Below are 24804 nucleotides of genomic sequence, written 5' to 3' on the forward strand. Positions count from 1 at the left end.
TCACTGTGATGGTCAGCGCGCACGCACCCAGTTCTCCACTTCGAGCGCAGGCACTCGCTCGAATTCGGCCATGTTGTTCGTCACCAGCACCAGGCCTTCGCTGCGTGCGTGGCCCGCAATATGCAGGTCATTCACTCCAATGGGTTGGCCGATCTTTTCCAGGGCAGCACGGATGGCCCCATAGTGCTGGGCGGCCTTGGCGCCGTAGGGCAAAACAATCAAGCGACTGCAAAAGTCCTCGATCACGGAAAGGTTCTCGCCCACGCGGCTGCTTTTCTCCGCGCCATGCATGAGTTCGGCCAGGGTGATGGAGGAGATTGCCATGCGGCTTGCGTTCGCATTGAAGGTCGCCAGCACCTCGACGGGGCGCCGCTTCAACACGTAGATGACGATGTTGGTGTCCAGCAGGTAGCGCAGCATCAGAGCGATTCCCGCTCCGACTGATGCTGATTGGCGCGCTCAGGTAGGAAGTCGTCGCTGACACGGGGGCCGTCCAGGAAAAAGCTGTCCCAGGTTTGGCCCAGAGGCGCGAGGATGCGCTCGTTGCCCCTGATGCGTACTTCCACCTTGCGGATGCCCTCAGGCAGGCGCACGTCCAAGGGAAGGCGCACGGCCTGGGTGCGGTTGTTGACGAACACGGTTCCGATGGACATGCCGATCTCCTTGCGAAAGGGTATATGGCAATTGTATATTGCACCGCGAACCCGTCAAGGCTCAGGCTTCGCTGTTCTGGATGAAGTAGTCCGGTACCGCCGGCCCCCACAGGTACAGCGAATCCTCCGGCGGATGATCGCCCGCCGCCCAGGTCGCGCCGGCCGGCACGAAATCCATGTCGGCCGAATATTCGGCGAACGAGCCCCAGGGGTCGCGCACGTAGTGGAAGTAGTTGGACCCGAGCACATGGCGCGCGGTGCCCCAGCCCTGCAGGTAGCCGCCCCTGCGCATCTGCTCGGCGCCCAGGCCGACTTCGTCGATGCCGGCCACGTCCCACGAACTGTGGTGCCAGCCGGACGCACTGCTCGCGGCGAATGCCACCAGGTGATGGTCCGAGCCATGCCGCGCGTGCAGGAAGGCCACGATGTCGCGCGAGCGGTCGGACAGCCGCAGCCCCAGTGCGTCGCGATAGAAGGCGATCGAGCGGTCGATGTCCGAGCTGAACAGCAGTACATGCGACAGGCGGCGCGGCCGCACCGTCTGGACCGCCTCGTGGCCCGTCACGCCTCGGTGGCCGGCGCGCTGCGCCTTGTCCGTTGGCGGCGTCATGGCGCTGGGCGTGGTCTTGGGCCCGACCTTCAAACGAAGCAGGTTGCCGTCCGGGTCCAGGAACCAGAAGCCCTCGGGCTCGGCCCCGCCATAGGCAGGCGCCGGCCGGCCGCCGTGCGCCCGGATCTGGGCCACCAGCGCCTCGTATTCGTTGGCGTAGCAGTGCAGACCCAGATAGGCCAGGCGCTTTCTCGCGCCTTCGTGGATGCGGCCCCAGACGTGCGGGTTGCCGAAGGTGCGCAGATCCAATCGGTTGGCACCGGTGTCGGATACCTCCAGGCCGAAGCAGCCGAAGAAGTCCTTCGCCTGCGACAGAGAAGGCACCTCGAGCGCGAAGTGGTCGATCGAGTGGATGCCGAAACGCGATTCGCCAGGTTGATTCCAGGACATGGTCGTCTCCTTGCTTGTAGGCCAGGGGTTTCAGGCCGGCAGGGCCAGCACCTGCCGCATGGCGCGGCGCAGGCAGGCGACGGGTTCGCCCTGCCCGCCCAGTTCCTTCTCGCGCCATGCGATGTGGCGGTCGGGCCGCACCAGCAGGCAGCCGTTCTCCGCGATGTCGCACAACTGGTGCCAGCGGCCATAGACGTCCTGCGCGTCGCAATACGGGCCGCCGATGGAGACCACGTCGATGGCCACGCCCACCTCCTGCGCCACCTGGCGCGCCGCGTCGCGCCAGGCGTTGCCGCCTACGCCGGTCAGCAGCGTGAAGCGCCCGCGGCCGACCAGGTCGAGCGTCGAGATCTTCTGCAGACCGCGCTGCAGCCACGCATGCGGCAGGCTGGCGCCGGGATAGGTGGTGGCATGGTGGTAGAGCTGCGGGTCGCGCGTCGGCGCGGGAAGGGTCGTGCCGTCCGGCACCACGGCGGCGGACCGGTACACCTGCCCCAGCTCCACGCCGTGGCAGTTGAACTGGTAGTTCTGCAGCGCCACGGCCTGCCGCAAGGCGTCGCGCCGTTCGCGCCCGCGCGCGGTGTCGCCGTAGAGCTCTTCCACGTTGGCCCAGCCTTCGGCCTCGTTCTGGCCTGGCGCGAAGCCCAGCGCGTCGGAGATGGGCAGCATGTCGCGCACCGACTGCATGGCCCGGTCCACCACCTGCCGGCCCACCGGCTGGCGCTCGTGCGTGTAGGTGTCCAGCAGCGCCTCGCCGGCCTTGCCCTGCAGCACCAGCGCCAGCTTCCACGCCAGGTTGAAGCCATCCTGGATGCAGGTGTTGGTGCCCAGGCCGTTGGCGGGCGGATGGCGGTGCGCGGCGTTGCCGGCGATGAGCACGCGCCCCTTGTTCATCGTCTGCGCCATGACCTGGTTGATGGTCCACTTGGAGACAGCCTTGACCTTGATGGCGATGTCGGGGTCGCCGATGGTGGCACGCGCCCGCTCGATCACGGCGGCCTCGCTCAGGTCGGGCTCGCCCTGCGCGGGGTCGTACATGAACAGCAGCACCCACTCGGTCCAGGGCCGCACGCTGATCCAGGTGCCGCTGCCCACCCAGTAGTTGTTGCCCGGCTGCGTCATCCAGTACAGCACGCCGGGGCGGTGCGCGGTGTACTTGGTCAGGTCGGCTTCCAGCCACACATTCACCGCCGCGCCCAGGCCCATCTGCCCCTCGGTGGGAAAGCCGATCTCCTTGACCACCACGCTGTTGTCGCCGTCGGCGCCGATGGCGTAGCGCGAGACGACCTCGAACGCCTCGCCGGTGAGCCTGTCGCGGCAGGTCGAGTGCACCGCGTCAGCGTCCTGCCGCATGGCGACCAGCCCGGTGTTGAAGAGGAATTCGGCGCCGCGTTCGCGCGCCGTGTCCAGCAGGATCGGCTCCATCAGGTGCTGCGGGATGTTGCACATGCTCGCGGGGCTCGCCAGCTCGTAGTCCATGCGCCGCTGCGGCCCGCTGCCCCAGGTCTGCAGGCGTGCGATCTCGGTGCCGGCGAAGCTGGTGGCCCAGATGTTGTTGCTCATCAGGTGGTTGGGGGTGGCCGCCTGCATCACGCGCTCTTCGATGCCCAGGTCGCGAAACACCTCCATGGTGCGCTGGTTGGTGATGTGCGCACGCGGCGAGTTGGCCGTGCCGGGGTAGCGCGTGATGGCCAGCGTCTTCACCCCGAGGGTGGCCAGCTGGGCGGTGGCGGACAGGCCGGCCGGGCCGGCGCCGACGACAAACACATCGGTTTCGATCTTGCGCATGGCAGGCTCCCGGGCGTCAGGCGCGCTGTTCGTCGCGGATGGTGTTTCGCAGCAGGCCGATGCGTTCGATCTCGACCTCGACCACGTCGCCCGCGTGCATGTACAGCTTGGGCGTGCGGCCGAGTCCGACACCGGCCGGCGTGCCCGAGAAGATGATGTCGCCGGGCTGCAGCGTCATGGCCTCGCTGACGGTGGCGATGACCGAGGCCACGTCGTGGATCATCTCGGCGGTGTTGGACGACTGCACGGTCTGCCCGTTCAGACGGGTCTCGATCTTCAGGCCCGCGCCGCCGGCCGGCAGATCGTCGGCAGTGACCAGGTACGGGCCCCAGGCGCCGGTGCCGTCGAAGTTCTTGCCCACCGTCCACTGGGGCGACTTGAACTGGTACTCGCGCACCGACACCTCGTTGCCCACGGCGTAGCCGAACACGCAGTCCAGCGCGCGCTCCTTGGGAATGTGGCGCCCGCCCTGGCCCAGCACCACCACCATCTCGCCCTCGAAGTCCAGCGAGTCGCTCGCGAGCGGACGCTCGATCGCCGCCCCGTGCGCGGTGAGACTGGTGGTCGCGCGCAGGAACAGCGTGGGGTAGTCGGGCTGCTCGTACGGGCTCTCCTTGGTGTGGTCGGCGTAGTTCAGGCCCACGCAGATGATCTTCGCGGGCTGCGCCGCGGGCGCCAGCAGCGTGACGGCATCGGGGTCGACCGTCTGGTGGCTGCGCTGTGCCAGGGCCTGCAGCGTGGCCAGGCTGGCGCCCTGGCGCAGCAGCTCGCCCAGGTCCGCGCCGGGCGGCGTGTCCAGCACCGCCAGGCCGCGTTCCGTCAGGGCGCCAACGCGGCGCTGGCCATCGAGAAGGAAGGTCGCGAGTTTCATGGGATGTCTCCGTTCATGTCGGTCGATGGCGAGTGCCGCGGCGCCTGCTTACCTGGCGGCCTGGCCGGCGGAGAAGCTGGTGATGAGGTTGCGGTAGTCGGGGATGTGGTTCGAGAACAGGGTGCCCAGTCCCTCGATGTCGTTGCGCCAGTCGCGGTGCAGTTCGCAGGCAGCACCGAACCACGTCATGAGCTGAACGCCCGCCTCGGCCATGCGGTTCCAGGCGGCATTGCGCGTGACCTCGTTGAAGGTGCCCGACGCGTCCGTGACCACGAAGACCTCGTAGCCGGCCTCGATGGCCGACAGCGCGGGAAAGGCCACGCAGACCTCGGTCACCACGCCGGCGATGACCAGCTGCTTCTTGCCGGTGGCCTTCACAGCCTTGACGAAGTCCTCGTTGTCCCAGGCGTTGATCTGGCCGGGACGCGGAATGAACGGCGCGTCCGGATGGATCTGCTTGAGCTCGGGCACCAGCGGGCCGTTGGGGCCGTTCTCGAAGCTGGTGGTCAGGATCGTCGGCAGCTTGAAGTACTTCGCCAGGTCGGCCAGCGCGAGCACGTTGTTCTTGAACGCATCGGGGCCGATGTCGCGGACCAGGGAAAGCAGGCCGGCCTGGTGGTCGACGAGCAGCACGGCTGCATCGTTCTTGTCGAGGCGGCGATAGGGCTTGGACATGGTGATCTCCTGAGTGGGTGGGTTGACGTCGTCGGCAGCTCTCTGCCTGGCCTCTACGATATTCATGGAACGATGAGCCCAGAAGACCCCAAAAATAGGTAGCATCGTTCCGCAATCAAGAACGATGGAAAGCGCCGCGATGCCCGATCTCAACGATCTCCAGCTCTTCGTCCAAGTCGTTGCGCACGGCGGCTTTTCCGCGGCGGGGCGCGCCTTGTCGGTGCCCAAGTCCAAGCTCAGCCGGCGCATCTCGCAGCTCGAGGAAGAGCTGGGCGTGCGTTTGCTTCAGCGTTCCAGCCGCCAGTTCGCGGTCACCGAGATCGGGGCGGAATACCACCGCCACTGCGTGGCGATGCTGGTCGAGGTGGATGCGGCGCAGGCCGTCATCGACCGTACGCGCTCGGAGCCCCGGGGCCTGGTGCGCATGAGCTGCCCCACGGCGCTGCTGGACTACCAGGTCGGCGACATGGTGGCGCGCTTCATGTCCAGGCACCCGCGCGTCGTGGTGCAGATGGAGAGCACCAACCGGCGGGTGGACGTGATCGCCGAAGGCTTCGACATCGCGGTGCGCGTGCGCTTTCCGCCGCTGGAGGACACCGACCTGGTGATGAAGGTGCTGGGCGACAGCAGCCAGCGCCTGGTGGCGAGCCCCGAGTTGCTCAAGGGCGTGCCGCTACCCCTGCAGCCGCAGGACCTGGCGGCCTTGCCGAGCCTGGACGAAGGGCCGCCGCATCGCGAGCATGCGTGGCAGCTCCAGGGCCCGGAGGGCGCCAGGGTGGCGGTGCCGCACACGCCGCGCCTGATCACCGACGACCGGCTGGCGCTTCGCCTGGCGGCCCTTCGAGGTGTCGGGGTCGTCCAGTTGCCCACCATGATGGTCCTGCACGATCTGCAGCAGGGTCTGCTGGTGGACGTCGTGCCTGGGTGGACGCCGCGGCCGGGTGTCGTTCACGCGGTGTTCCCGTCGCGGCGGGGCCTCCTGCCGGCAATCCGGGAGCTGATCGACTTCCTGGCCGCCGAATTCGACGCATTGGCAGCGCTTGAACGCGCCGACACCCTGGGCCGCACCTGAGGCTCCTACGATTCCACGAACAGCAGCGCCGGGTTTTCGATCATCGTGCGCATCGCCTGCACGAAGCGGGCGGCGTCCATGCCGTCGACTACCCGGTGGTCGAACGATGAAGACAGGTTCATCATCCGTCGCGCCACCACGGTGCCGCCCTGCAGCACAGGACGCTCCACGATCCGGTTGACGGCGACGATGGCCACCTCGGGCCGGTTGATCACCGGCGTGGACGCGATGCCGCCGAGCGCGCCGAGGCTGCTGATGGTGATCGTGGAGCCGCTGAGTTCCGCACGCGTGGCCCGCCCTGCCCGCGCGGCCTCGGCCAGGCGCGCCGTTTCGGCCGCCGTGTCCCACAGCTCGCGCGCCTGGGCGTGCCGCACCACCGGCACGACCAGGCCGTGCGGGGTCTGCGTTGCAACGCCGATGTGCACGGCGCCATGGCGCGTGACGATGCCGGCCTCGTCGTCGAAGCGGGCATTGATCTGCGGAAACTCGCGCACCGCCAGCACCATCGCGCGCATCAGGAAGGGCAGCAAGGTCAGGTGGCCGCGCCTGGCGCTCCATTTCGCGTTGAGCACCGACCGCAGGGCCTCGAGCTCGGTGACGTCGACCTCCTCGACGTAGCTGAAATGCGGGATGCGCCGCTTGGATTCCTGCATCTGCAAGGCGATGCGGCGGCGCAGGCCGATGACGGGGATCGCCTCCTGCTCGTCGCGCTCGGCATCCACGGCGCTCGCCGCAGGGGCCGGCGGGTGCGCACCATGCGCCGCAACATGGGCGTCGAGGTCGGCCTGCATGATGCGGCCGGCGGTTCCGCTGGGTGCGACATCCTTCAAGTCAACACCGAGTTCCCAGGCACGCCGTCGCACGGCCGGCGAGGCGATCGGACGGTTCTCGCCGGCGTGCGCGGGCAACGGCGCCGGTCGCACCGCTGCCTTTTCCGGTGCCGTCTCCGGCGCCTTCGGCACTTTCGGGGCTTCAACGCGCTGCGCCATGTTCGGCGGCACAGGAGCAGCCGCCGGCACTCCGCCCTCCTCCCGCTCGATCCGGATCAGCTCGGCGCCGACCGCCAGGATCTGCCCGACGTCGCCGCCCAGCGCCACCACGCGGCCGGCGACCGGGGAAGGGATCTCGACGTTGGCCTTGTCGGTCATCACATCGGCCAGCCCCTGGTCCTCGACGACCGTGTCGCCCGGCTTGACGTGCCAGGCCACGAGTTCGACCTCGGCAATGCCTTCGCCCACATCGGGCACCTTGATCACATGGATGCTGCCGGCCATGTCAGGCCTCCATCGCCCGCCTGAACGCGGCGGCCACGCGCGCCGGGCCGGGGAAATAGGCCCATTCCAGCGCATGCGGATACGGCGTGTCCCAGCCGGTGACGCGTTCGATGGGCGCCTCCAGGTGGTAGAAGCAATGTTCCTGCACCAGCGCCACGAGTTCCGCGCCGAAGCCGCTGGTGCGCGTGGCCTCGTGGACCACGACGCAGCGCCCCGTCTTCTTCACCGACGCGACGATGGCCGGCAGGTCCAGCGGCCAGATGCTGCGCAGGTCGAGGATCTCGGCACGCACGCCGCTCTCGGCCGCCGCTGCTTCGCAGACAAACACCATGGTCCCGTAGGTGAGCACCGTCAGGTCGGTGCCGCTGCTAAACACCTTGGCCGTGTCCAGCGGCACCGTGTAATGCCCTTCGGGCACCTCGCCCAGGGCATGCTGCGACCAGGGCACCAGCGGACGGTCGTAGTGGCCGTCGAACGGGCCGTTGTACAGGCGCTTGGGCTCCAGGAAGATCACCGGGTCGTCGTTCTCGATGGACGCGATCAGCAGGCCCTTGGCGTCGTAGGGGTTGCTGGGCATGACCGTGCGCAGCCCGCACACATGCGTGAACAGCGCCTCCGGGCTCTGGCTGTGCGTCTGCCCGCCGTAGATGCCACCGCCGCAGGGCATGCGGATGGTGATCGGCGCGCTGAAGTCCCCCGCCGAGCGGTAGCGCAGCCGCGCCGCCTCGGAGACGATCTGGTCCGAGGCCGGATAGAAGTAGTCGGCGAACTGCACCTCCACCACCGGACGCAGCCCATAGGCGGCCATGCCGATGGCCGAGCCGACGATGCCGCCCTCGGAGATCGGCGCATCGAAGACACGCGAGCGCCCGTACTTGGCCTGCAGCCCCTCGGTACAGCGGAACACGCCGCCGAAGTAGCCGACGTCCTGCCCGTAGATCACCACGTTCGGATCGCGCTCGAGCATCACATCCATCGCCGAGCGCAGGGCTTGGACCATGGTCATGCGGGCCATGTCAGTGGCGGTCCTGGGCCGTGCGCGCCTGCCGCAGCTGTTCGTGCAGGTGCGGCGGCATGTCCTTGTAGACATCCTCGAACATCGACTCCAGCGACGGAACATGACCGTCGATCAGCGTGCCGCCGTAGCGCTCGGCCTCCTTCAACGCGGCGGCGACTTCGGCCTCGAGCTGCGCCTGCGTGCGCCGATGCTCCTCGTCGGACCAGGCGCCCAGGCCCTGCAGGTGCTGCTTCAGCCGCGCGATCGGATCGCCCAGCGGAAAGTGCTGCCAGTCGTCCGCAGGCCGATAGCGCGAGGGATCGTCCGAGGTCGAGTGGGCGCCCGCCCGATACGTGATCCACTCGATCAGCGTGGGCCCGAGGTTGCTGCGCGCCCGCTCGGCCGCCCAGCGCGACGCGGCGAGCACCGCCAGGAAATCGTTGCCGTCCACGCGCAGCGACGCGATGCCGCAGCCCACGCCGCGCGCCGCGAACGTCGTCGCCTCCCCGCCCGCAATGGCCTGGAAGGTCGAGATCGCCCACTGGTTGTTGACCACATTGAGGATCACCGGCGCACGGTAGACATGCGCGAAGGTGAGCGCCGTGTGAAAGTCCGATTCGGCGGTGGCGCCGTCGCCGATCCAAGCCGACGCGATCTTCGTGTCGCCCTGGATGGCCGAGGCCATCGCCCACCCCACCGCCTGGATGAACTGCGTGGCCAGGTTGCCGCTGATCGAGAAGAAGCCGGCACGCTTGTACGAATACATCACCGGCAACTGGCGGCCCCGCATCGGGTCACGCCCGTTGCTCATCAGCTGGCAGATGAGCTCCGCCATGGGAATGTCCTCGCGCGCCAGCAGCAGGCCTTGCTGCCGGTAGGTCGGAAAGCACATGTCGCCCGGCTGGATGGCGAAGGCATGGGCAACGGCAATCGCCTCCTCGCCCAGGCACTGGATGTAGAACGAGATCTTCTTCTGCCGCTGCGCGATCAGCATCTTGGCGTCGAAGGCGCGGGTCTTCATCATCGCCCGCAGGCCGCGCTGAAGAAGTGGCACGTCGGGCGGCGGCGCCCACGGGCCGAGGGCGCGGCCGTCCTCGTCCAGCACGCGCACCAGGGTGAACGCCAGGTCCGCGGTGTCGACCGGCGCCGCGTCGATCGCCGGCCTGCGCACGGCGCCGGCCGGTGACAGATGCAGGTAGGAGAAATCGGTCTCGTGGCCCGGGCGCCCGGTGGGCTCGGGAACGTACAGACGAAGAGGTTGCGGCGAATCCATGGCTGAGACTCCTCGCGCGCCTGCCAGGCAGCAGGCATGAAAGTATGCGCTTCAAACCCGAAGGCCGCCCGCCGCGGTCCGTTCCTTTTCCGCCACGCTGTCACGCGGTCACGCCTTGCTACGCAGAACGCGCCGCCGGAGTGTTGTATGTTCGGTATTCCAAGACACTCTCTCTCGCGAATCCATGCGCAAACGCCTCCTCTTCCTCGCCGCTCCGGCACTGCTCGCCTTGCTGGCGGGCTGCACCGTCAGTACGCCGGGCAGCCAGGCCACGGCGCAGGGCCAGAAGGACTGCGTGACGGCCGCGGCGCGGCGCTACAAGCAGCCGCCCGAGAGCTTCGTGGTCGAAGGCTCGGCCGTCACCACTGCCGCCGAGGTTTACGAGGTGCGCCTGCGCAACACGGCCACCGGCCAGCGGGCCAAGTGCTCGGTCGACCAGAACGGCACCGTCATGGGCGTCATCGACCTTCGCTAGCCCTGGACACGCTGGCCCGAGGACGGATGCAATGAGCCAACCGACCCCCAACCCTTCCGACGTCAACGACACCGACCTGGCCCAGCTGGCCCACCACTGGCGCGCACGGGCGCTGCGTGGCGAACGAGAGGCCTTCGGCGTGGCGCAGGCGTTCGAGGTCGAGCAGCGGCGCCGCTTGCGCGACAGCTTCTACCTGGACCTGGAGCCCGCCAAGAGCACCTTCCAGACGCAGCGGCCCTGGTGGCGGTTCTGGTAGCTGCCGGACCGAGCTTCTGGCGACATGAAAACAAAAAGGGCCCGAAGGCCCTTTTCTGATTCTGGAGGAGCGCTTGGCTCCTCCTGCCGCATCGATGCTCAGCGCACCACGGCGATCTGCGTACGCTGGCCACCCTTGTAGGTGTAGAGCGTCAGCGCGCCGTTCTTGATGTCGCCCTTCTCGTCGAAGGCGATCGGGCCGGTCACGCCCTTGTAGTTGGTCTTGCCGACTTCGGGCAGGTACTTCTCGGGGTCGGCCGAGCCGGCACGGGCCATGGAATCGGCCAGCACCATCACGGCGTCGTACACGTACGGCGCGTAGATCTGCACGTCCACGCCGTTCTTGGCCTTGAACTTGGTCTTGAAGTCTTCCAGCGGCTGCTTGAAGTCGCCTTCGACACCACCGGCTTCGGCGCAGACCACCATCTCTTCGCCCACGGCATCGCCGGCCAGCTTGGCCAGCTCGCCAGTGCACAGGCCGTCGCCGCCCATGAACTTGACGTTCATGCCCAGCTGCTTGACCTGCTTGAGCATCGGGCCGCCCACGGCGTCCATGCCGCCGAAGAACAGCACGTCGGGCTTCTCGCCCTTGAGCTTGGTCAGGATGGCGTTGAAGTCGGTGGACTTGTCGGTGGTGAACTCGTGGCCGACGATGTTGGCGCCGGCGGCCTTGGCGGCCTTCTCGAACTCTTCAGCCACGCCCTGGCCGTAGGCGGTGCGGTCGTCGATCACGGCCACGTTCTTGGCCTTGAGCGTTTCAACGGCGTACTTGCCCAGCGTGCCGCCCAGCTGCGAGTCGTCAGCCACCACGCGGAAGGTGGTCTTGAAGCCCTGGCGGGTGTACTTGGGGTTGGTCGCCGAGGGCGAGATCTGCGGAATGCCCGCGTCGCTGTACAGCTTGGAGGCCGGGATGGTGGTGCCCGAGTTCAGGTGGCCGACCACGCCGTTGACCTTGCTGTCGACCAGCTTCTGCGCCACGGCCGTGCCCTGCTTCGGGTCGGCGGCGTCGTCTTCGGCCACCAGCTCGAACTTGGCAACCTTGTCGCCGATCTTCACGCCCTTGGCGTTCAGGTCCTCGACAGCCATCTTGGCGCCCAGCTCGTTGTCCTTGCCCAGGTGGGCAATGGCACCGCTCGTGGGGCCGACGTGGCCGATCTTGACCACGATCGATTCAGCGGGAGGCGCAGCCGCAGGTGCTGCCGCAGTGGGCGCCGGCGTCGCTGCCGGCGCGGCGGCTTCTTCCTTCTTGCCGCAAGCCACGAGCGTCATTGCTGCCAGAGCTACTGCAGTCCATTTCAATTGCATGGGAAACCTCCAGGGTATGGAATAGGTAGAGTAAAGGAGACCAAAAAAAAGGTCGTGAGACCCGGTGCGTTGCGGAGCAATTTCCGCGCCGCGCCCAAATTCGTTAGCACATGTATGCCAATGAATGCGGCGCAGTTTAGCCCAAGGAAGGGGGTCCAAAAGGCGGCGTGGACCCTGGGGTTTCCGATAGTTCCTGCGCCAGGGCCTCGACGACCAGCGAGCGCAACACCGTCTCGATTTCGCTGCGCAGCAAAGGCATCATCAGATCGAGCTGGCGCTGCACCGCCATGGACACCGTATCGGTCAGGCGCTCCTCCAGCGACAGGTCGACGCGCTGCAACACCCGGTGCAGCAATTGCTCCTCGAGGCGGAAGGCGTCTTCCTCCGAAACCTGCATGGCGGCCGTCGCCACCTGCGGCACGGCCCGTGGCCGCACGATGGGCGCGAAGTGCAGGTCGTCGATCATGTTGCCGCTCTCGCCGGCCGGCGCGATGGCTGGCGCCGGCGGCGGTGGCGTGGGCGCAGATGGCGGCGGCGCAGGCGGCTCCGGCTGCACCTCGACCACGGTGGTCAGGGTGGGCACGAAGCGCGGCGGCGTGCGGCTGGAGGTCACCATCAGCCGCGGCCTCCTGCCGGCGCGAAGGCGTCCTGGTGGCGGATGCCGTAGCCCCGGTCCTTGTAGTGGCGCCAGCGCGCCCGGCCGGCACCGCGCGAGGCCTCGTCCTCGGCCACCAGTTCGATCAGGCGCTCGAAGCGCTCGAAGCCGGCAGGCACCTCGTTGCCCAGGTTGACCAGCACCGCACGGTGCGGCAAGGCGGCATCGGCCGACGCGGCCAGCACCACCGGGGAGCGCTGCAGGACCTCGGTCGGCGCATCGGCGCGGCAGTGCGCCACGAAGTCGGTGGGCTCGGTCTGCCACAGCGCGGCATCGACCGCTTCGAGCGTATCGGCGCTGCCGGTCACCACCAGTTGCGCCCCGCCCTGCATGGCGCCCTTGCGCAGCAGCCGGCAGGCATAGTCCACCGGGTCGCTCAGGTTGAATCGGAACTCGATGTCGGTCACGCCGCAGCCCGCGACTTGCGGCTCGCCTTCTTGCGCCCCGCTGCCGCGCCCGCGGCCTGCGCATCCGCAGCGCCGCGAGACAGCAGGTAGCTCAGCAGCAGGCCCACGGGACGGCCGGTGGAGCCCTTGGCGGCGCCGCTCTTCCAGGCGGTGCCGGCGATATCCAGGTGAGCCCACGGGAAGTCGGCAGTGAACTTCTGCAGGAACTTGGCCGCGGTAACAGCGCCGGCAGCCCGGCCGGCAATGTTCGCCATGTCGGCGAAGTTGCTCTTGAGCCCTTCCGCGTAGTCGTCGTCCAGCGGCATGCGCCAGCAGCGGTCGAGCGAGGCCTCGCCCGCTTGCTCCAGCGCGGCGGCCAGCGCGTCGTCGCTCGAGAACAGGCCGCTGCGCACGCCGCCCAGCGCAATCACGCAGGCGCCCGTGAGCGTGGCGATGTCGATCACCGCCGCTGGCGAGAAGCGCTTGGCGTAGGTCAGCGCATCGCACAGGATGAGCCGGCCCTCGGCGTCGGTGTTGAGCACCTCGATGGTCTGCCCGCTCATGCTCTTGAGCACGTCGCCCGGCTTGATGGCCTTGCCGTCGTTCATGTTCTCGCACGCGGGAATGAGGCCGACCACATTGACCTTGGGCTGCAGCTCGCCCAGCGCACGGAACACGCCCAGCACGCTGGCCGCGCCGCACATGTCGAACTTCATCTCGTCCATTTCGGCCGCCGGCTTGAGCGAGACGCCGCCGGTGTCGAAGGTGATGCCCTTGCCCACCAGCACCACCGGCGCATCGGCCTTGGCCGCGCCGCTGTACTGCAGCACGATGAAGCGCAGCGGCTCGCTCGAGCCCTGCGCCACGCCGGCGAAGGCGCCCATGCCGAGCTTGGCCACGTCCTTGTGCTCGAGCACTTCGCACTTGACCTTGGGCAGCCTGGCCAGGCCGCGGGCCGCCTGCGCCAGGATGGTGGGCGTGCAATGGTTGGCCGGGCGGTTGCCCCATTCCTTGGCGAACTCGATGCCGTTGGCCGTGGCCACGGCTTCCTCGAAGGCTGCCTTGGCGGCCGATGCATCGGGCACCCCGAGCAGCACGTTGCGCACCGGATTGGCCTCGGCCTTCGAGGTGGTCGTGAGGTAAACATAGCAGGCTTCGGATGCAGCCAGCACTGCGGCACGCACGGCCGCGGCATCGGCCGACTGCGCGAACACGATGGCCACGCGCGCCGGCTTGACCGGCTTGACTGCCGCCAGCGCCGCCACGACGGCACTGCGCACCGAAGCCGGCTTGCCGTCTGCCGAAGAGGCCAGCACCACGGTGCGCGGCGCGCCCGCCAGGGGCTTGTAAAGAGAAAGTACCTTGCCGGCCTTGGCTTCGAAGTCGCCGGCCTTGCGGGCCTCGGCTGCCAGCCTGGCCAGGGGCTCCTGGCCATCGATGGCGCCATCGGCAAACAGGACGATCAATGCATCGGCCTTTTCGGCCGCAGCCCGAGAAAGAGTGAGGGTCTTAAGTTGAAAGTCCATAATCGTTTTCTTTTCTCTCCGGTCGATGTTATTCCAATCTTCCTTGCGCAAGGAACTGTCGCGCAGCTTCGGCGCGACCTTCGTCGTGCTCTTCACCATCGTGGTCACGATGATGCTGATCCGCACCCTGCGCCTTGCGGCCAAGGGCAGCGTCAATCCGTCCGAGGTCTTCCTGGTGCTGGCATACACCTCGCTGGGCTACCTGCCGACCATCCTCAGCCTGTGCCTGTTCATCGCGATCGTCGGCACGCTGTCGCGCATGTACACGGAAAGCGAAATGGTGATCTGGTTCTCCGCCGGGCAGGGGCTGGCCTCCTTCGTGCGGCCGCTGTTCCAGTTCTCGTGGCCCATCCTGATCCTGATTGCCGCGCTCGCGCTGGTGGGCTGGCCCTGGGCCAACTCGCAGACCCAGGGCATGCGCGACCGCTACCAGAGCCGGGGCGACCTCGATCGCGTGGCGCCCGGCGAATTCCAGGAGTCCCCGGGCCGCAACCGCGTGTTCTTCATCGACAAGGACACGGCTGACGGCACGGTTGCCAACAACATCTTCGTCTCTGAAGTGGAAGGCGGCACCCAGATCATCACCTCGGCGCAGACCGGCCGCGTCGAAAGCATCGACAACTCGCGCTACCTGATGCTGCGCAACGGCCAGCGCCTGGAGCGGCCGCTGGACAAGTCCGAACTGCAGATCAGCGAGTTCGAGGTCTATGGCGCGCGACTGGGCGCGAGCTCGAAGGGCGGCGGTGCGGTGCAGAACACCGACCGGCCGCGCATGCGCCCGACCCTGGACCTGGTGCGCGACCCCTCCGCGCCCAACCTCGGCCAGCTGAGCTGGCGCGTGGGCATGCTGCTGGCCGCCATCAACTTCGTCCTGCTGGCGCTCACCGTGACCAGCGTGAACCCGCGGGTGGGCCGCAGCGCCAACATGCTGTTCGCCGCATTCGCCTTCGTCATCTACTACAACCTGCTGAACCTGGGCGAAAGCTGGATCGGCTCGGGCCAGTTCCAGCTGGCCGGGTTCCTCGTGCTGCTGCACGGCGGCGTGCTGGTCGGCGCGCTGCTCTGGCTGGCCAAGCGCCACTACAGCTGGTCGCTGTGGAATCTGATGCGCGCGCGCAGGCCCGCTGCGGTTTCGGAGGTCGCCAGATGAGAACCATCCGACGCCTGATCTATGCGGAGGTGCTCAAGGCCGTGGGCTCCGTGGCCCTGGGCTTCCTGTGCCTGTTCTTCTTCTTCGACTTCGTCGACGAGATGCAGTCCATCGGCAAGCCCGGCACGCTGGGCTACGGCACGCCGCAGGCGCTGCTGTATGTGGCGCTGATGATTCCCAACCACTTCTACGAGCTGCTGCCCATTGCGGTGCTCATCGGCACCATCTTCGTGATGGCGCGGCTCGCGCAGAGCTCTGAATACACGATCCTGCGCACCAGCGGCCTGGGGCCCTGGCGCGCCCTGCGCACGCTGCTGGTGCTCGGGCTGGGCTTCGTTTTGCTCACCTTCGCCGCGGGCGACTACCTCACGCCTGCCGCCGACCGCCTGTCGCAACTGGTGGAGGCGCGCTACAAGGGCGTGCTCACCACCACGGGCGCCACCGGTGCCTGGCTCAAGGAAAAGAACGAGGACAGCTCCTTTGCGGTCAACGTGGGCGCCATCGGGCGCGACGGAACGCTGACCAACCCGCGCATCTTCGAGTTCGACGAGCGCGGGTTCCTGCGGTCCTTGACCAGTGCGCAAACGGCGCACATCTCGGGCGGCGTCTGGCGTCTTTCGCAGGTGGAGCGCCAGTCCTACCAGACCCGCGCCAGCGCCGACCGTGCGCACATCGAGACCACCAGCATGCCCAGCCTCGACTGGCCCAGCTCGCTCACCGCCGAAATGGTGTCGGTGGCCCTGCTCAAGCCCGACCGCATGAGCACCGCGGACCTGTTCGAGTACGTGCGCCACCTCGACGCCAATGGCCAGACCGCGCAGCGCTACGAGATCGAGCTGTGGCGCAAGGTGTTCTATCCGCTGTCGTGCCTGGTGATGGTGGTGCTGGCCCTGCCTTTTGCCTACCTGCACTTCCGCCAGAGCGGCATCACCACCTATGTGTTCGGCGGCGTGATGATCGGCATCAGCTTCTTCCTGCTCAACAACGTCTTCGGCTACATCGGCAACCTGGGCAACTGGTCGCCCATACTGACCTCGGCGGCGCCAGGAATCATCTACACGCTGATGTCGCTGGCGGCCTTCGGCTGGCTGGTACTGCGGCGGTAGGCATGGGCGCACCCCGGGGCATCGTGCTGTTCGCGCATGGCTCGCGCGATGCGCGCTGGCGCGAACCGGTGGAAGCGGTGGCCCGGCGCATCCGCCAGCTCGAAGCCGGCGCACTCGTTCAGTGCGCCTACCTGGAAGCCGCCACGCCCGACCTGCCGGCCGCGTTGGCCGACCTGGCCGGCCAGGGTGCGCAGGAAGTCGACGTGCTGCCCGTCTTCCTGGGCGTGGGCAAGCACCTGCGCGAAGACCTGCCCCGCCTGTTGGACGAGCTGCAGCAGGCCCATCCCGCTGTGCGCCTTCGCCTGCGCCCGGCCGTTGGCGAGACGCCGGAATTCATCGACGCGCTGGCTCGGCTGGCCCTGAAAAATTGATCCCGACCGCACTTTAGATAGATTCCGAATGCATAATGATTCCAAAATAAAGATGGAATCGTTATGAATTTACATCAGTTCAAATTTGTTCAGGAGGCGGTCCGGCGCAACCTCAACCTGACCGAGGCCGCCAAGGCGCTGCACACCTCCCAGCCGGGCGTGTCCAAGGCCATCATCGAACTGGAAGAGGAACTGGGCGTGGAAATCTTCGCCCGCCACGGCAAGCGTCTCAAGCGTGTGACAGAACCGGGCCAGCACGTCATCGCCAGCATCGAGCTGATCATGCGCGAGGTGGGCAACCTGCGCCGCATCGGCGAACAGTTCAGCGCCCAGGACAGCGGCACCCTCTCGATCGCCACCACCCACACGCAGGCGCGCTATGTGCTGCCGGTGCCGGTGGCCAAGCTGCGCGAGGCCTATCCCAAGGTGAACGTGAGCCTGCACCAGGGCTCGCCCGACCAGGTGGCGCGCATGGTGATGGACGAGGTGGCCGAGATCGGCATTGCCACCGAGTCGCTGGCCGACTACCCCGACCTGGTCACCCTGCCCTGCTACGAATGGCAGCACGTGCTGGTGCTGCCCAAGGACCATCCGCTGGCCGCCAAGGAGCGCGTCTCGCTGGAAGACCTGGCGGCCGAGCCCATCATCACCTACCACCCCTCCTTCACCGGCCGCACGCGCATCGACCATGCCTTTGCCGCCAAGAAGCTGACGCCGCGCATCGCGCTGGAGGCGATCGACTCCGACGTCATCAAGACCTACGTGCGCCTGGGCCTGGGCGTGGGCATCGTGGCCGAGATGGCGGTGCGCGACGACACCAACGCCGACCTCGCAGTGCGCCCCATGGGCCATGTGTTCGGCCAGAACATCGCGCGCGTGGCCTTCAAGCGCAGCGCCTACCTGCGCAACTTCGTGTTCCGATTTGCCGAGCTGCTGTCCGACCGCCTGGACCGCCACCTCATCGCCAAGGCCCTGGCCGGCCACTCGCAAGACTACGACCTGTGAGCAACCCCACCGTGAGCAACCCAAGCGCCCGCACCCCCGCCATCGACACCAAGCTGCCCGCCGTCGGCACCACCATCTTCACCGTGATGTCGGCCCTGGCGGCCGAGAAGAATGCGGTGAACCTGGGCCAGGGCTTTCCGGATTTCAACTGCGACCCGCAGCTGCTGACCGACGTGAGCGCCGCCATGGCCGCGGGCCACAACCAGTACCCGCCCATGCCGGGCATCCCGGCGCTGCGCGAGGCCATCTCGGCCAAGATCGCGCAGCTGTACGGCCACACCTACCGCGCGGCCGACGAGATCACCGTCACCGCCGGCGCCACGCAGGCCATCATCACCGCCATCCTGGCCGTCGTGCGCCCGGGCGACGAAGTGATCGTGCTGGAGCCCTGCTACGACAGCTATGTGCCCAACATCGACCTGGCCGGCGGCAAGGTGGTGCGCGTGCCGCTCACGCCGGGCACCTTCCGGCCCGACTTCGGCCGCATTGCCGCGGCCATCACGCCGCGCACCCGGGCCATCATCATCAACACGCCGCACAATCCGAGCGCGACGGTGTGGACCGCGGCCGAAATGCGCGAGCTCGAAGAGCTGCTCGCGCCCACCGACATCTTCGTCATCAGCGACGAGGTGTACGAGCACATGGTCTACGGCGAGGCGAAGCATCAGAGCGCGGCCAGCTTCCCAGGCCTGGCGGCGCGCAGCTTCATCGTCAGCAGCTTCGGCAAGACCTACCACGTGACCGGCTGGAAGGTGGGCTACGTGGCGGCCCCGGCGCCGCTCACGGCCGAGTTCCGCAAGGTGCACCAGTTCAACGTGTTCACCGTGAACACGCCCATGCAGCACGCGCTGGCGGCCTACATGGCCGACCCCAAGCCCTACCTGGAGCTGCCGGCCTTCTACCAGCGCAAGCGCGACCTCTTCGCCGCGGGCCTGGCAAAGACGCGCCTGAAGCTGCTGCCTTCCCAGGGCACCTACTTCCAGTGCGTGGACATCTCCGAAGTGAGCGACAAGAGCGAGGCGGACTTCTGCCTGTGGCTCACCAGCGAGATCGGCGTGGCCGCCATTCCGCTGTCGGCGTTCTACGGCAACGGCTTCGACCAGCGCGTGGTGCGCTTCTGCTTTGCCAAGAAGGACGAGACGCTGAACACCGCGCTGGACCGGCTCGCCCGGCTCTGACACCACGCGTCACGGCCCGGCCGCCAGCGGCTTGGCTGACAGGATCGGTAGGCGCTTCCTGACCGCTGAAGGCGCAGTTCTCGCTAACTGCGTTGCAGGGCTCGCCGCCACCATGGGGACACTCGACAACACATGGAGAAGCCGTATGTCCCTCTCATTCATCCTGCTGATCGTGTTGATTCTGCTGTTGATCGGCGCACTGCCCAGTTGGGGCTACAGCCGCGGCTGGGGCTATGTGCCCAGCGGCGGCATTGGCCTGGTGCTGCTGATCGTGATCATCCTGCTGCTCATGGGCAGGATATAGCGGCCAGTACTTCCTAGTGACCCAGCTGCGCCCAGGCCTTGTCCAGCCGCTTGATGCTGACGGGCTGGGGCGTACGCAGCTCCTGCGCGAAGAAGCTCACGCGCAACTCTTCCAGCAGCCAGCGGAACTCGCTCATGCGCTCGTCCACCACGCCCTTGCGCTCGGCCACCAGGCGCCAGTAGCGCTGCTCCTGCGGCTTGAGTTCGGCCAGCTTGGCGGCGTCGCGCGCCGGATCGGCGCGCAGCTTGTCCAGCCGCAGCGTGATGGCCTTCAGGTAGCGCGCGAAATGCTGCAAGGCGCTCCACGGCGTGTCGGCCACGAATCGTTTCCCTACCAGCCGCTGCAGTTGCTGGGCCGCGTCCTGCGTGGCCTCGGGCTGGATCTTGGTGTCCTTGATCTTGCGCGCTGCGGTCGCGTACTCGGCCAGCACGACGCCGGCCAGGCGCGCGACCTCGTTGGCGATGAGCGTCAGGCGCCCCCGCCCCTCGTCCAGCCGCTTCTTGAAGTCGAACCCGTCCGCCGGCAGGGGTGACTGCAGGAAGGCCCGGTCCAGCGCCACGTCGATGATCTGCGCACGCAGCTCCTCCAGCGTGCCCAGCGGCATGAAAACCACCGCCATCTTCTGCAGGTCGGGAATGTTCTTTTCCAGGTACTTCAGCGCGTCCTTGAGCTGCAGCGCGAACAGGCGGCGCAGGCCGGCGCGGTGCTTGCCGGCCGCGACTTCGGGCTCGTCGAACACCTCGATGGTGACCGCGTCGCCGGCGTCCACCAGCGCCGGGAAACCGACCAGCGACTGCGAGCCCCGCCGCACCTCCATCAGCTCGGGCAGTTCGCCGAAGGTCCAGGCGGTGTAGCGCTGGCCGGCCGGCAGCGTCGGTGCAGCGTCGGCCTTGGCGGCCGTCTCCACCACCTTGCCCTTGGGCGCCGTGTTCGTGGCTTGTTCGGCACCGGCGGCCGCCTTCTTCACCTGGATCCCCGCCAATGCCTGGAAGGCGCCGCGCGCCTGCGTGCCCAGGTCGGCCTTCAAGGCACCGAGGTTGCGACCGCTGCCCAGCTGCCGGCCGTGCTCGTCCACCACGCGCAGGTTCATGAACAGGTGCGGCGGCAGCATGTCGAGCTTGAAGTCGGTGCGCTTCACGTCCAGGCTGGTCGCATCGCGCACGAGCTTGAGCAGCGCATCGGTGAGCGAGCCCTGGCCGAAGGCCTCGGCCGTCGACAACTGCTCGGCGTAGCGCGCCGCCGTCTCCGGCAGCGGCACCAGGCGCGAGCGCGGACGCTGCGGCAGGCTCTTGAGCAGCGCCTGGATCTTGTCCTTGAGCATGCCGCTCACCAGCCACTCGCAGCGCTCCTCGCTCACCTGGTTGAGCACGAACAGCGGCACCGTCACCGTCAGGCCGTCCTTGGGGTCGCCCGGCTCGTGCAGGTAGGTGGCGGCACAGTCCACGCCGCCCAGCCGCACCGTCGGCGGAAAGGCCTGGGTGGTGATGCCCGCCGCCTGGTGGCGCATGAGCTCGTCGCGCGTCAGGTACAGAAGGCGCGGCGTCTCGCGCGAGGCGCTTTTCCACCAGCTTTCCATGCTGGCGCCATTGGCCACGTCGGGCGGAATCTGGGCGTCGTAGAAAGCGAAGATGAGTTCGTCGTCCACCAGCACGTCCTGCCGGCGCGACTTGTGCTCCAGCGCCTCGACCTCGCGCACCAGCTTGCGGTTGGCCGCCAGGAACGGCAGGTTGCTCTCCCACTGGCCAGCCACCAACGCCTCGCGGATGAAGATCTCGCGCGCCGCCGCCGGATCGACACGGCTGAAGTCCACGCGCCGGCCGCTGTAGACCACCAGGCCGTACAGCGTGGCGCGCTCCAGCGCCGTCACCTGCGCGCCCTTCTTTTCCCAATGCGGGTCGAGCATCTGCTTTTTCAGCAGATGGCCGGCCACCTGCTCCAGCCACTGCGGCTCGATGTTGGCGATGCCGCGGCCGAACAGGCGCGCGGTTTCCACCAGCTCCGCCACCACGATCCAGCGGCCGGGCTTCTTCTTCAGGTGCGCACCGGGGTGGCGATAGAACTTGATGCCGCGCGCGCCGAGGTAGGCCTCGTCGTCTTCCAGCTTCCAGCCGATGTTGCCGAGCAGGCCGGACAGCATGGCTTGGTGCAGTTGCTCATAGCTCGCGGGCTGCGTATTGATGCGCCACTTGTGCTCCGTCACCACCGTGAGCAGCTGCGAATGGATGTCGCGCCATTCCCGCACGCGCCGCACGTTGATGAAGTTCTGGCGCAGCAGCTGCTCGTACTGGCGGTTGCTGAGCTTGTGGCTCTCGCCGTGGCCGCCGCCGGGCCGCCCCAAGGCGGCCGCAACCCCCTCGGGGGGCAGCGACGACGCGGAGCGCGGAGCGTGGGGGCGCGTTGCACCGCCGCGCGCATCGTGAATCCACTTCCACAAGCGCAGGTAGCCGCTGAATTCGCTCTTCTCGTCGTCGAACTTGGCATGTGCCTGATCGGCCTGCGCCTGTGCGTCGAGCGGGCGGTCGCGCACGTCCTGCACCGACAGGGCCGAGGCGATGACCAGCACTTCTTCCAGCGCGCCGCGCGAGCGCGCCTCGATGATCATGCGGGCCACGCGCGGGTCCAGCGGCAGCTTGGCCAGCTCGGCACCCATGGGCGTGAGCTCGTTCGCATCGTCCACCGCGCCAAGCTCGTTCAGCAACTGGTAGCCGTCGGCAATGGCGCGGCGCGAAGGCGCCTCCAGGAAGGGAAAGCGCTCCACGTCGCCCAGGTGCAGCGACTTCATGCGCAGGATGACGCCGGCCAGCGAGCTACGAAGAATCTCGGGATCGGTGAAGCGCGGCCGGCCCGCAAAGTCCTTTTCGTCGTAGAGGCGGATGCAGATGCCGTTGGCCACGCGGCCGCAGCGGCCGGCGCGCTGGTTGGCGGCGGCCTGGCTGACCGGCTCCACCAGCAGCTGTTCCACCTTGCTGCGGAAGCTGTAGCGCTTGACGCGCGCGGTGCCGGCATCGATCACATAGCGGATGCCGGGCACGGTGAGCGAGGTCTCGGCCACGTTGGTGGCCAGCACGATGCGCCGGCCCGTGTGGCTGTCGAAGATGCGGTCCTGCTCGGACTGCGACAGGCGGGCGAACAGGGGCAGCACCTCTGCGTTGCGCAGAAGCGGCTGGTGCGACAGGTGCTTGCGCAGGTAGTCGGCCGCCTCGCGGATCTCGCGCTCGCCGGGCAGGAAGACCAGGATGTCGCCAGCATCGCGCGGGTCGCGCCAGAGCTCGTCCACGCCGTCGGCAATGGCGTCATTCAGGTCGTAGTCGCGCGATTCCTCGAAGGGGCGGTAGCGCTGCTCCACCGGGAAGGTGCGGCCGGAAACGTAGATGACCGGCGCAGGCCCTTTCGCGGAAGCGAAATGCTGCGCAAAACGCTCCGCGTCGATGGTGGCCGAGGTCACGATCAGCTTCAGGTCGGGCCGGCGCGGCAGGATCTCGCGCAGGTAGCCCAGCAGGAAGTCGATGTTGAGCGAGCGCTCGTGCGCCTCGTCGATGATGAGGGTGTCGTAGGCCTTGAGCAGCGGATCGGTCTGCGTCTCGGCCAGCAGGATGCCGTCGGTCATCAGCTTGACCGAGGCGTCGCGGCTCAGGCGGTCCTGGAAGCGCACCTTGAAGCCCACCACCTCGCCCAGCGGCGTCTTCAGCTCCTCGGCGATGCGCTTGGCCACCGAGCTGGCGGCAATCCGCCGGGGCTGGGTGTGCCCGATGAGCCGGCCCTTGCCAGCGGGCGCGTTGAGCTTGCCGCGCCCCAGCGCCAGCGTGATCTTGGGCAGCTGGGTCGTCTTGCCCGAGCCGGTTTCACCGCAGACGATCACCACCTGGTTCGCCGCAATGGCGTCGGCGATCTCCTCACGCCGAGCGGAAACCGGCAGCGATTCGGGAAATTCGATCTTCAGGACGGGGGCGGGAGAAACGGCAGGCAAGGCGAATGGTTGAGCTTGGAAACGGCACTTCGGTGCCGCCCCCCAGCCCAGGGAAAAGCTTGATGGACAATGACGGAATTATCCCCGCCCAGGCTGCGGGCCCTTGTTCGACCTCCGTCAATCCCGGCGCATGTCCACTGTCTTCAATTTCACCTTCGTCCCCTGGTTCCGCTCGGTGGCGCCCTACATCCACATGCACCGCGGCAAGACCTTCGTGGTGGCCATGGCGGGCGAGGCGATCGCGGCCGGCAAGCTGCAGAACATCGCGCAGGACCTGGCGCTGATCCAGAGCATGGGCGTGAAGGTGGTGCTGGTGCACGGCTTCCGGCCGCAGGTGAACGAGCAGCTCAAGGCCAAGGGCCACGAAGCCAAGTACTCGCACGGCATGCGCATCACCGACGCGGTGGCGCTGGACTGCGCCCAGGAGGCCGCCGGCCAGCTGCGCTACGAGATCGAGGCGGCCTTCAGCCAGGGTCTGCCCAACACGCCCATGGCCGGCTCCACCGTGCGGGTGATCTCGGGGAACTTCATCACCGCCCGGCCGGTGGGCGTGGTGGACGGGGTGGATTTCAAGCACTCGGGCCTGGTGCGCAAGGTCGACACGGCGGGCATCCGGCGCGCACTGGACTTCGGCGCCATGGTGCTCATCTCGCCCTTCGGCTTCTCGCCCACGGGCGAGGCCTTCAACCTGACCATGGAAGAAGTGGCCACCAGCGTGGCCATCGGCATCCAGGCCGACAAGCTGATCTTCCTGACCGAAATCCCCGGCATCGCGCAGGACCCGGCCCACCCCATCAGCGAAGACAATCCCATCGATACCGAGCTGCCCCTGGCCGCCGCCCAGAAGCTGCTGACCACCCTGGCGCCGCCCCAGAACCCGACCGACACCGCCTTCTACCTTCAGCACTGCGTGAAGGCCTGCGTGGGCGGCGTCGAGCGCAACCACATCCTGCCCTTCTCGGTGGACGGCTCGCTGCTGCTGGAGGTGTATGTGCACGACGGCATCGGCACCATGGTGGTGGACGAAAAGCTCGAGAGCCTGCGCGAGGCCACGGTAGACGACATCGGCGGCATCCTGCAGCTGATCGAACCCTTCGAGCGCGACGGCACGCTGGTCAAGCGCGACCGCACCGAGATCGAGCGCGATGTCGACCACTACACCGTGATCGAGCACGACGGCGTGATCTTCGGCTGCGCCGCGCTCTACCCCTACCCCGAGGCGCGCACCGGCGAGATGGCGGCGCTGACCGTGTCAGCCAACGTGCAGTCCCAGGGCGACGGCGAGCGCATCCTGAAGCGCATCGAGCAGCGCGCCAAGGTCATGGGGCTGGACAGCATCTTCGTGCTCACCACCCGCACCATGCACTGGTTCATCAAGCGCGGCTTCCAGATGGTGGACCCGGACTGGCTCCCCGAGGCGCGCAAGCGCAAGTACAACTGGGACCGCAAGAGCCAGGTGCTGGTGAAAAAGCTCTGAACACGAACACGCCGCGCTGACGAAGGCCGCGGCCACGGTTG

At 67.7% G+C, this 24804-nt stretch carries 24 protein-coding genes; 10 read left to right on the forward strand and 14 right to left on the reverse strand.

Annotation, left to right across the window (positions count from 1 at the left end):
* Positions 1-12 precede the first annotated feature (12 nt).
* From vapC to ycaC, 6 genes are all read right to left on the reverse strand, one after another.
* A complete protein-coding gene (gene vapC, locus VSO01S_RS00080) occupies positions 13-420 on the reverse strand; it encodes a type II toxin-antitoxin system tRNA(fMet)-specific endonuclease VapC (RefSeq protein WP_068639761.1) in 408 nt (135 codons plus the stop codon).
* The gene (gene vapB / locus VSO01S_RS00085; RefSeq protein ID WP_068639762.1) at positions 420-653 is read right to left on the reverse strand and encodes a type II toxin-antitoxin system VapB family antitoxin; all 234 of its coding nucleotides are present in this window, start codon (positions 651-653) and stop codon (positions 420-422) included. The genes vapC and vapB overlap by 1 nt, the downstream gene beginning before the upstream one ends.
* A gap of 61 nt (positions 654-714) precedes the next feature.
* Entirely contained in the window at positions 715-1653 is a 939-nt protein-coding gene (locus VSO01S_RS00090) for a VOC family protein (protein WP_068639763.1), read from the reverse strand.
* Positions 1654-1683: 30 nt separating this feature from the next.
* The gene (locus tag VSO01S_RS00095; RefSeq protein ID WP_068639764.1) at positions 1684-3441 is read right to left on the reverse strand and encodes an FAD-dependent monooxygenase; all 1758 of its coding nucleotides are present in this window, start codon (positions 3439-3441) and stop codon (positions 1684-1686) included.
* Positions 3442-3457: 16 nt separating this feature from the next.
* Positions 3458-4312: a fumarylacetoacetate hydrolase family protein gene (locus tag VSO01S_RS00100; RefSeq protein WP_068639765.1), complete on the reverse strand. Its 855-nt coding sequence runs from the start codon at positions 4310-4312 to the stop codon at positions 3458-3460.
* 48 nt (positions 4313-4360) lie between these two features.
* Positions 4361-4987 carry an isochorismate family cysteine hydrolase YcaC gene (gene ycaC / locus VSO01S_RS00105; RefSeq protein WP_068639766.1) on the reverse strand — a complete coding sequence of 209 codons (627 nt, stop codon included), beginning with the start codon at positions 4985-4987 and terminating at the stop codon, positions 4361-4363.
* A 139-nt stretch (positions 4988-5126) separates the two neighbouring features.
* On the opposite strand from ycaC, the gene VSO01S_RS00110 reads away from it, so the two are divergent.
* Positions 5127-6059, forward strand: coding sequence for a LysR family transcriptional regulator (locus VSO01S_RS00110; protein ID WP_068639767.1), 933 nt, complete (start codon positions 5127-5129; stop codon positions 6057-6059).
* Positions 6060-6064: 5 nt separating this feature from the next.
* Here VSO01S_RS00110 and VSO01S_RS00115 read toward each other — a convergent pair whose 3' ends face one another.
* From VSO01S_RS00115 to VSO01S_RS00125, 3 genes are read right to left on the reverse strand one after another with little or no spacing between them, the layout of a single operon-like run.
* Entirely contained in the window at positions 6065-7333 is a 1269-nt protein-coding gene (locus tag VSO01S_RS00115; RefSeq protein WP_068639768.1) for a dihydrolipoamide acetyltransferase family protein, read from the reverse strand.
* A 1-nt stretch (position 7334) separates the two neighbouring features.
* The gene (locus VSO01S_RS00120; RefSeq protein WP_068639769.1) at positions 7335-8348 is read right to left on the reverse strand and encodes an alpha-ketoacid dehydrogenase subunit beta; all 1014 of its coding nucleotides are present in this window, start codon (positions 8346-8348) and stop codon (positions 7335-7337) included.
* A gap of 1 nt (position 8349) precedes the next feature.
* Entirely contained in the window at positions 8350-9603 is a 1254-nt protein-coding gene (locus VSO01S_RS00125; protein ID WP_068639770.1) for a 3-methyl-2-oxobutanoate dehydrogenase (2-methylpropanoyl-transferring) subunit alpha, read from the reverse strand.
* Positions 9604-9787: 184 nt separating this feature from the next.
* Here VSO01S_RS00125 and VSO01S_RS00130 point away from each other — a divergent pair, with 184 nt between their 5' ends.
* Positions 9788-10078 (forward strand): hypothetical protein, encoded by a 291-nt coding sequence (locus VSO01S_RS00130; protein WP_068639771.1) that lies wholly within the window; start codon positions 9788-9790, stop codon positions 10076-10078.
* Positions 10079-10109: 31 nt separating this feature from the next.
* Positions 10110-10334 (forward strand): hypothetical protein, encoded by a 225-nt coding sequence (locus VSO01S_RS00135; RefSeq protein WP_068639772.1) that lies wholly within the window; start codon positions 10110-10112, stop codon positions 10332-10334.
* 98 nt (positions 10335-10432) lie between these two features.
* On the opposite strand, the gene VSO01S_RS00140 is transcribed toward VSO01S_RS00135, so the two are convergent.
* The 4 genes from VSO01S_RS00140 to VSO01S_RS00155 all read right to left on the reverse strand — a co-directional run bounded on the left by VSO01S_RS00140 (position 10433) and on the right by VSO01S_RS00155 (position 14205).
* Positions 10433-11638, reverse strand: coding sequence for a branched-chain amino acid ABC transporter substrate-binding protein (locus tag VSO01S_RS00140; protein WP_068639773.1), 1206 nt, complete (start codon positions 11636-11638; stop codon positions 10433-10435).
* 136 nt (positions 11639-11774) lie between these two features.
* A complete protein-coding gene (locus VSO01S_RS00145) occupies positions 11775-12254 on the reverse strand; it encodes a hypothetical protein (RefSeq protein ID WP_068639774.1) in 480 nt (159 codons plus the stop codon).
* Positions 12254-12700, reverse strand: a complete 447-nt coding sequence (locus VSO01S_RS00150) for a DNA polymerase III subunit chi (RefSeq protein WP_068639775.1) — start codon at positions 12698-12700, stop codon at positions 12254-12256. Before VSO01S_RS00150 ends, VSO01S_RS00145 begins: the two co-directional genes overlap by 1 nt.
* Positions 12697-14205, reverse strand: a complete 1509-nt coding sequence (locus VSO01S_RS00155) for a leucyl aminopeptidase (RefSeq protein ID WP_068639776.1) — start codon at positions 14203-14205, stop codon at positions 12697-12699. The genes VSO01S_RS00150 and VSO01S_RS00155 overlap by 4 nt, the downstream gene beginning before the upstream one ends.
* Positions 14206-14230: 25 nt before the next feature.
* Here VSO01S_RS00155 and lptF point away from each other — a divergent pair, with 25 nt between their 5' ends.
* From lptF to VSO01S_RS26580, 6 genes are all read left to right on the forward strand, one after another.
* Complete coding sequence (lptF, locus tag VSO01S_RS00160) at positions 14231-15355, forward strand: LPS export ABC transporter permease LptF (RefSeq protein WP_068639777.1); 1125 nt, start codon at positions 14231-14233, stop codon at positions 15353-15355.
* Positions 15352-16461: an LPS export ABC transporter permease LptG gene (lptG, locus tag VSO01S_RS00165; RefSeq protein ID WP_068639778.1), complete on the forward strand. Its 1110-nt coding sequence runs from the start codon at positions 15352-15354 to the stop codon at positions 16459-16461. Before lptF ends, lptG begins: the two co-directional genes overlap by 4 nt.
* A 2-nt stretch (positions 16462-16463) precedes the next feature.
* Positions 16464-16832, forward strand: a complete 369-nt coding sequence (locus VSO01S_RS00170; protein WP_068639779.1) for a sirohydrochlorin chelatase — start codon at positions 16464-16466, stop codon at positions 16830-16832.
* 63 nt (positions 16833-16895) lie between these two features.
* Positions 16896-17837 (forward strand): CysB family HTH-type transcriptional regulator, encoded by a 942-nt coding sequence (locus VSO01S_RS00175; protein ID WP_068639780.1) that lies wholly within the window; start codon positions 16896-16898, stop codon positions 17835-17837.
* Positions 17838-17848: 11 nt separating this feature from the next.
* The gene (locus tag VSO01S_RS00180) at positions 17849-19015 is read left to right on the forward strand and encodes a pyridoxal phosphate-dependent aminotransferase (protein ID WP_068639873.1); all 1167 of its coding nucleotides are present in this window, start codon (positions 17849-17851) and stop codon (positions 19013-19015) included.
* A gap of 145 nt (positions 19016-19160) precedes the next feature.
* Positions 19161-19319: a DUF3309 family protein gene (locus tag VSO01S_RS26580; protein ID WP_084241596.1), complete on the forward strand. Its 159-nt coding sequence runs from the start codon at positions 19161-19163 to the stop codon at positions 19317-19319.
* A gap of 13 nt (positions 19320-19332) precedes the next feature.
* Here VSO01S_RS26580 and hrpA read toward each other — a convergent pair whose 3' ends face one another.
* Positions 19333-23286: an ATP-dependent RNA helicase HrpA gene (gene hrpA, locus VSO01S_RS00185; RefSeq protein ID WP_068639781.1), complete on the reverse strand. Its 3954-nt coding sequence runs from the start codon at positions 23284-23286 to the stop codon at positions 19333-19335.
* A gap of 130 nt (positions 23287-23416) precedes the next feature.
* On the opposite strand from hrpA, the gene argA reads away from it, so the two are divergent.
* On the forward strand, positions 23417-24763 hold the full coding sequence (gene argA, locus VSO01S_RS00190; RefSeq protein ID WP_068639782.1) for an amino-acid N-acetyltransferase: 1347 nt from the start codon (positions 23417-23419) through the stop codon (positions 24761-24763).
* Positions 24764-24804: the final 41 nt, after the last annotated feature.

Source organism: Variovorax soli NBRC 106424, assembly GCF_001591385.1.
Taxonomy (GTDB): Bacteria; Pseudomonadota; Gammaproteobacteria; order Burkholderiales; family Burkholderiaceae_C; genus Variovorax; species Variovorax soli.

Coding starts and splice junctions, on each gene's coding strand:
- vapC (WP_068639761.1), bottom strand. CDS start 420: ATGCTGCGCTACCTGCTGGACACCAACATCGTCATCTACGTGTTGAAG.
- vapB (WP_068639762.1), bottom strand. CDS start 653: ATGTCCATCGGAACCGTGTTCGTCAACAACCGCACCCAGGCCGTGCGC.
- VSO01S_RS00090 (WP_068639763.1), bottom strand. CDS start 1,653: ATGTCCTGGAATCAACCTGGCGAATCGCGTTTCGGCATCCACTCGATC.
- VSO01S_RS00095 (WP_068639764.1), bottom strand. CDS start 3,441: ATGCGCAAGATCGAAACCGATGTGTTTGTCGTCGGCGCCGGCCCGGCC.
- VSO01S_RS00100 (WP_068639765.1), bottom strand. CDS start 4,312: ATGAAACTCGCGACCTTCCTTCTCGATGGCCAGCGCCGCGTTGGCGCC.
- ycaC (WP_068639766.1), bottom strand. CDS start 4,987: ATGTCCAAGCCCTATCGCCGCCTCGACAAGAACGATGCAGCCGTGCTG.
- VSO01S_RS00110 (WP_068639767.1), top strand. CDS start 5,127: ATGCCCGATCTCAACGATCTCCAGCTCTTCGTCCAAGTCGTTGCGCAC.
- VSO01S_RS00115 (WP_068639768.1), bottom strand. CDS start 7,333: ATGGCCGGCAGCATCCATGTGATCAAGGTGCCCGATGTGGGCGAAGGC.
- VSO01S_RS00120 (WP_068639769.1), bottom strand. CDS start 8,348: ATGGCCCGCATGACCATGGTCCAAGCCCTGCGCTCGGCGATGGATGTG.
- VSO01S_RS00125 (WP_068639770.1), bottom strand. CDS start 9,603: ATGGATTCGCCGCAACCTCTTCGTCTGTACGTTCCCGAGCCCACCGGG.
- VSO01S_RS00130 (WP_068639771.1), top strand. CDS start 9,788: ATGCGCAAACGCCTCCTCTTCCTCGCCGCTCCGGCACTGCTCGCCTTG.
- VSO01S_RS00135 (WP_068639772.1), top strand. CDS start 10,110: ATGAGCCAACCGACCCCCAACCCTTCCGACGTCAACGACACCGACCTG.
- VSO01S_RS00140 (WP_068639773.1), bottom strand. CDS start 11,638: ATGCAATTGAAATGGACTGCAGTAGCTCTGGCAGCAATGACGCTCGTG.
- VSO01S_RS00145 (WP_068639774.1), bottom strand. CDS start 12,254: ATGGTGACCTCCAGCCGCACGCCGCCGCGCTTCGTGCCCACCCTGACC.
- VSO01S_RS00155 (WP_068639776.1), bottom strand. CDS start 14,205: ATGGACTTTCAACTTAAGACCCTCACTCTTTCTCGGGCTGCGGCCGAA.
- lptF (WP_068639777.1), top strand. CDS start 14,231: ATGTTATTCCAATCTTCCTTGCGCAAGGAACTGTCGCGCAGCTTCGGC.
- lptG (WP_068639778.1), top strand. CDS start 15,352: ATGAGAACCATCCGACGCCTGATCTATGCGGAGGTGCTCAAGGCCGTG.
- VSO01S_RS00170 (WP_068639779.1), top strand. CDS start 16,464: ATGGGCGCACCCCGGGGCATCGTGCTGTTCGCGCATGGCTCGCGCGAT.
- VSO01S_RS00175 (WP_068639780.1), top strand. CDS start 16,896: ATGAATTTACATCAGTTCAAATTTGTTCAGGAGGCGGTCCGGCGCAAC.
- VSO01S_RS26580 (WP_084241596.1), top strand. CDS start 19,161: ATGTCCCTCTCATTCATCCTGCTGATCGTGTTGATTCTGCTGTTGATC.
- argA (WP_068639782.1), top strand. CDS start 23,417: ATGTCCACTGTCTTCAATTTCACCTTCGTCCCCTGGTTCCGCTCGGTG.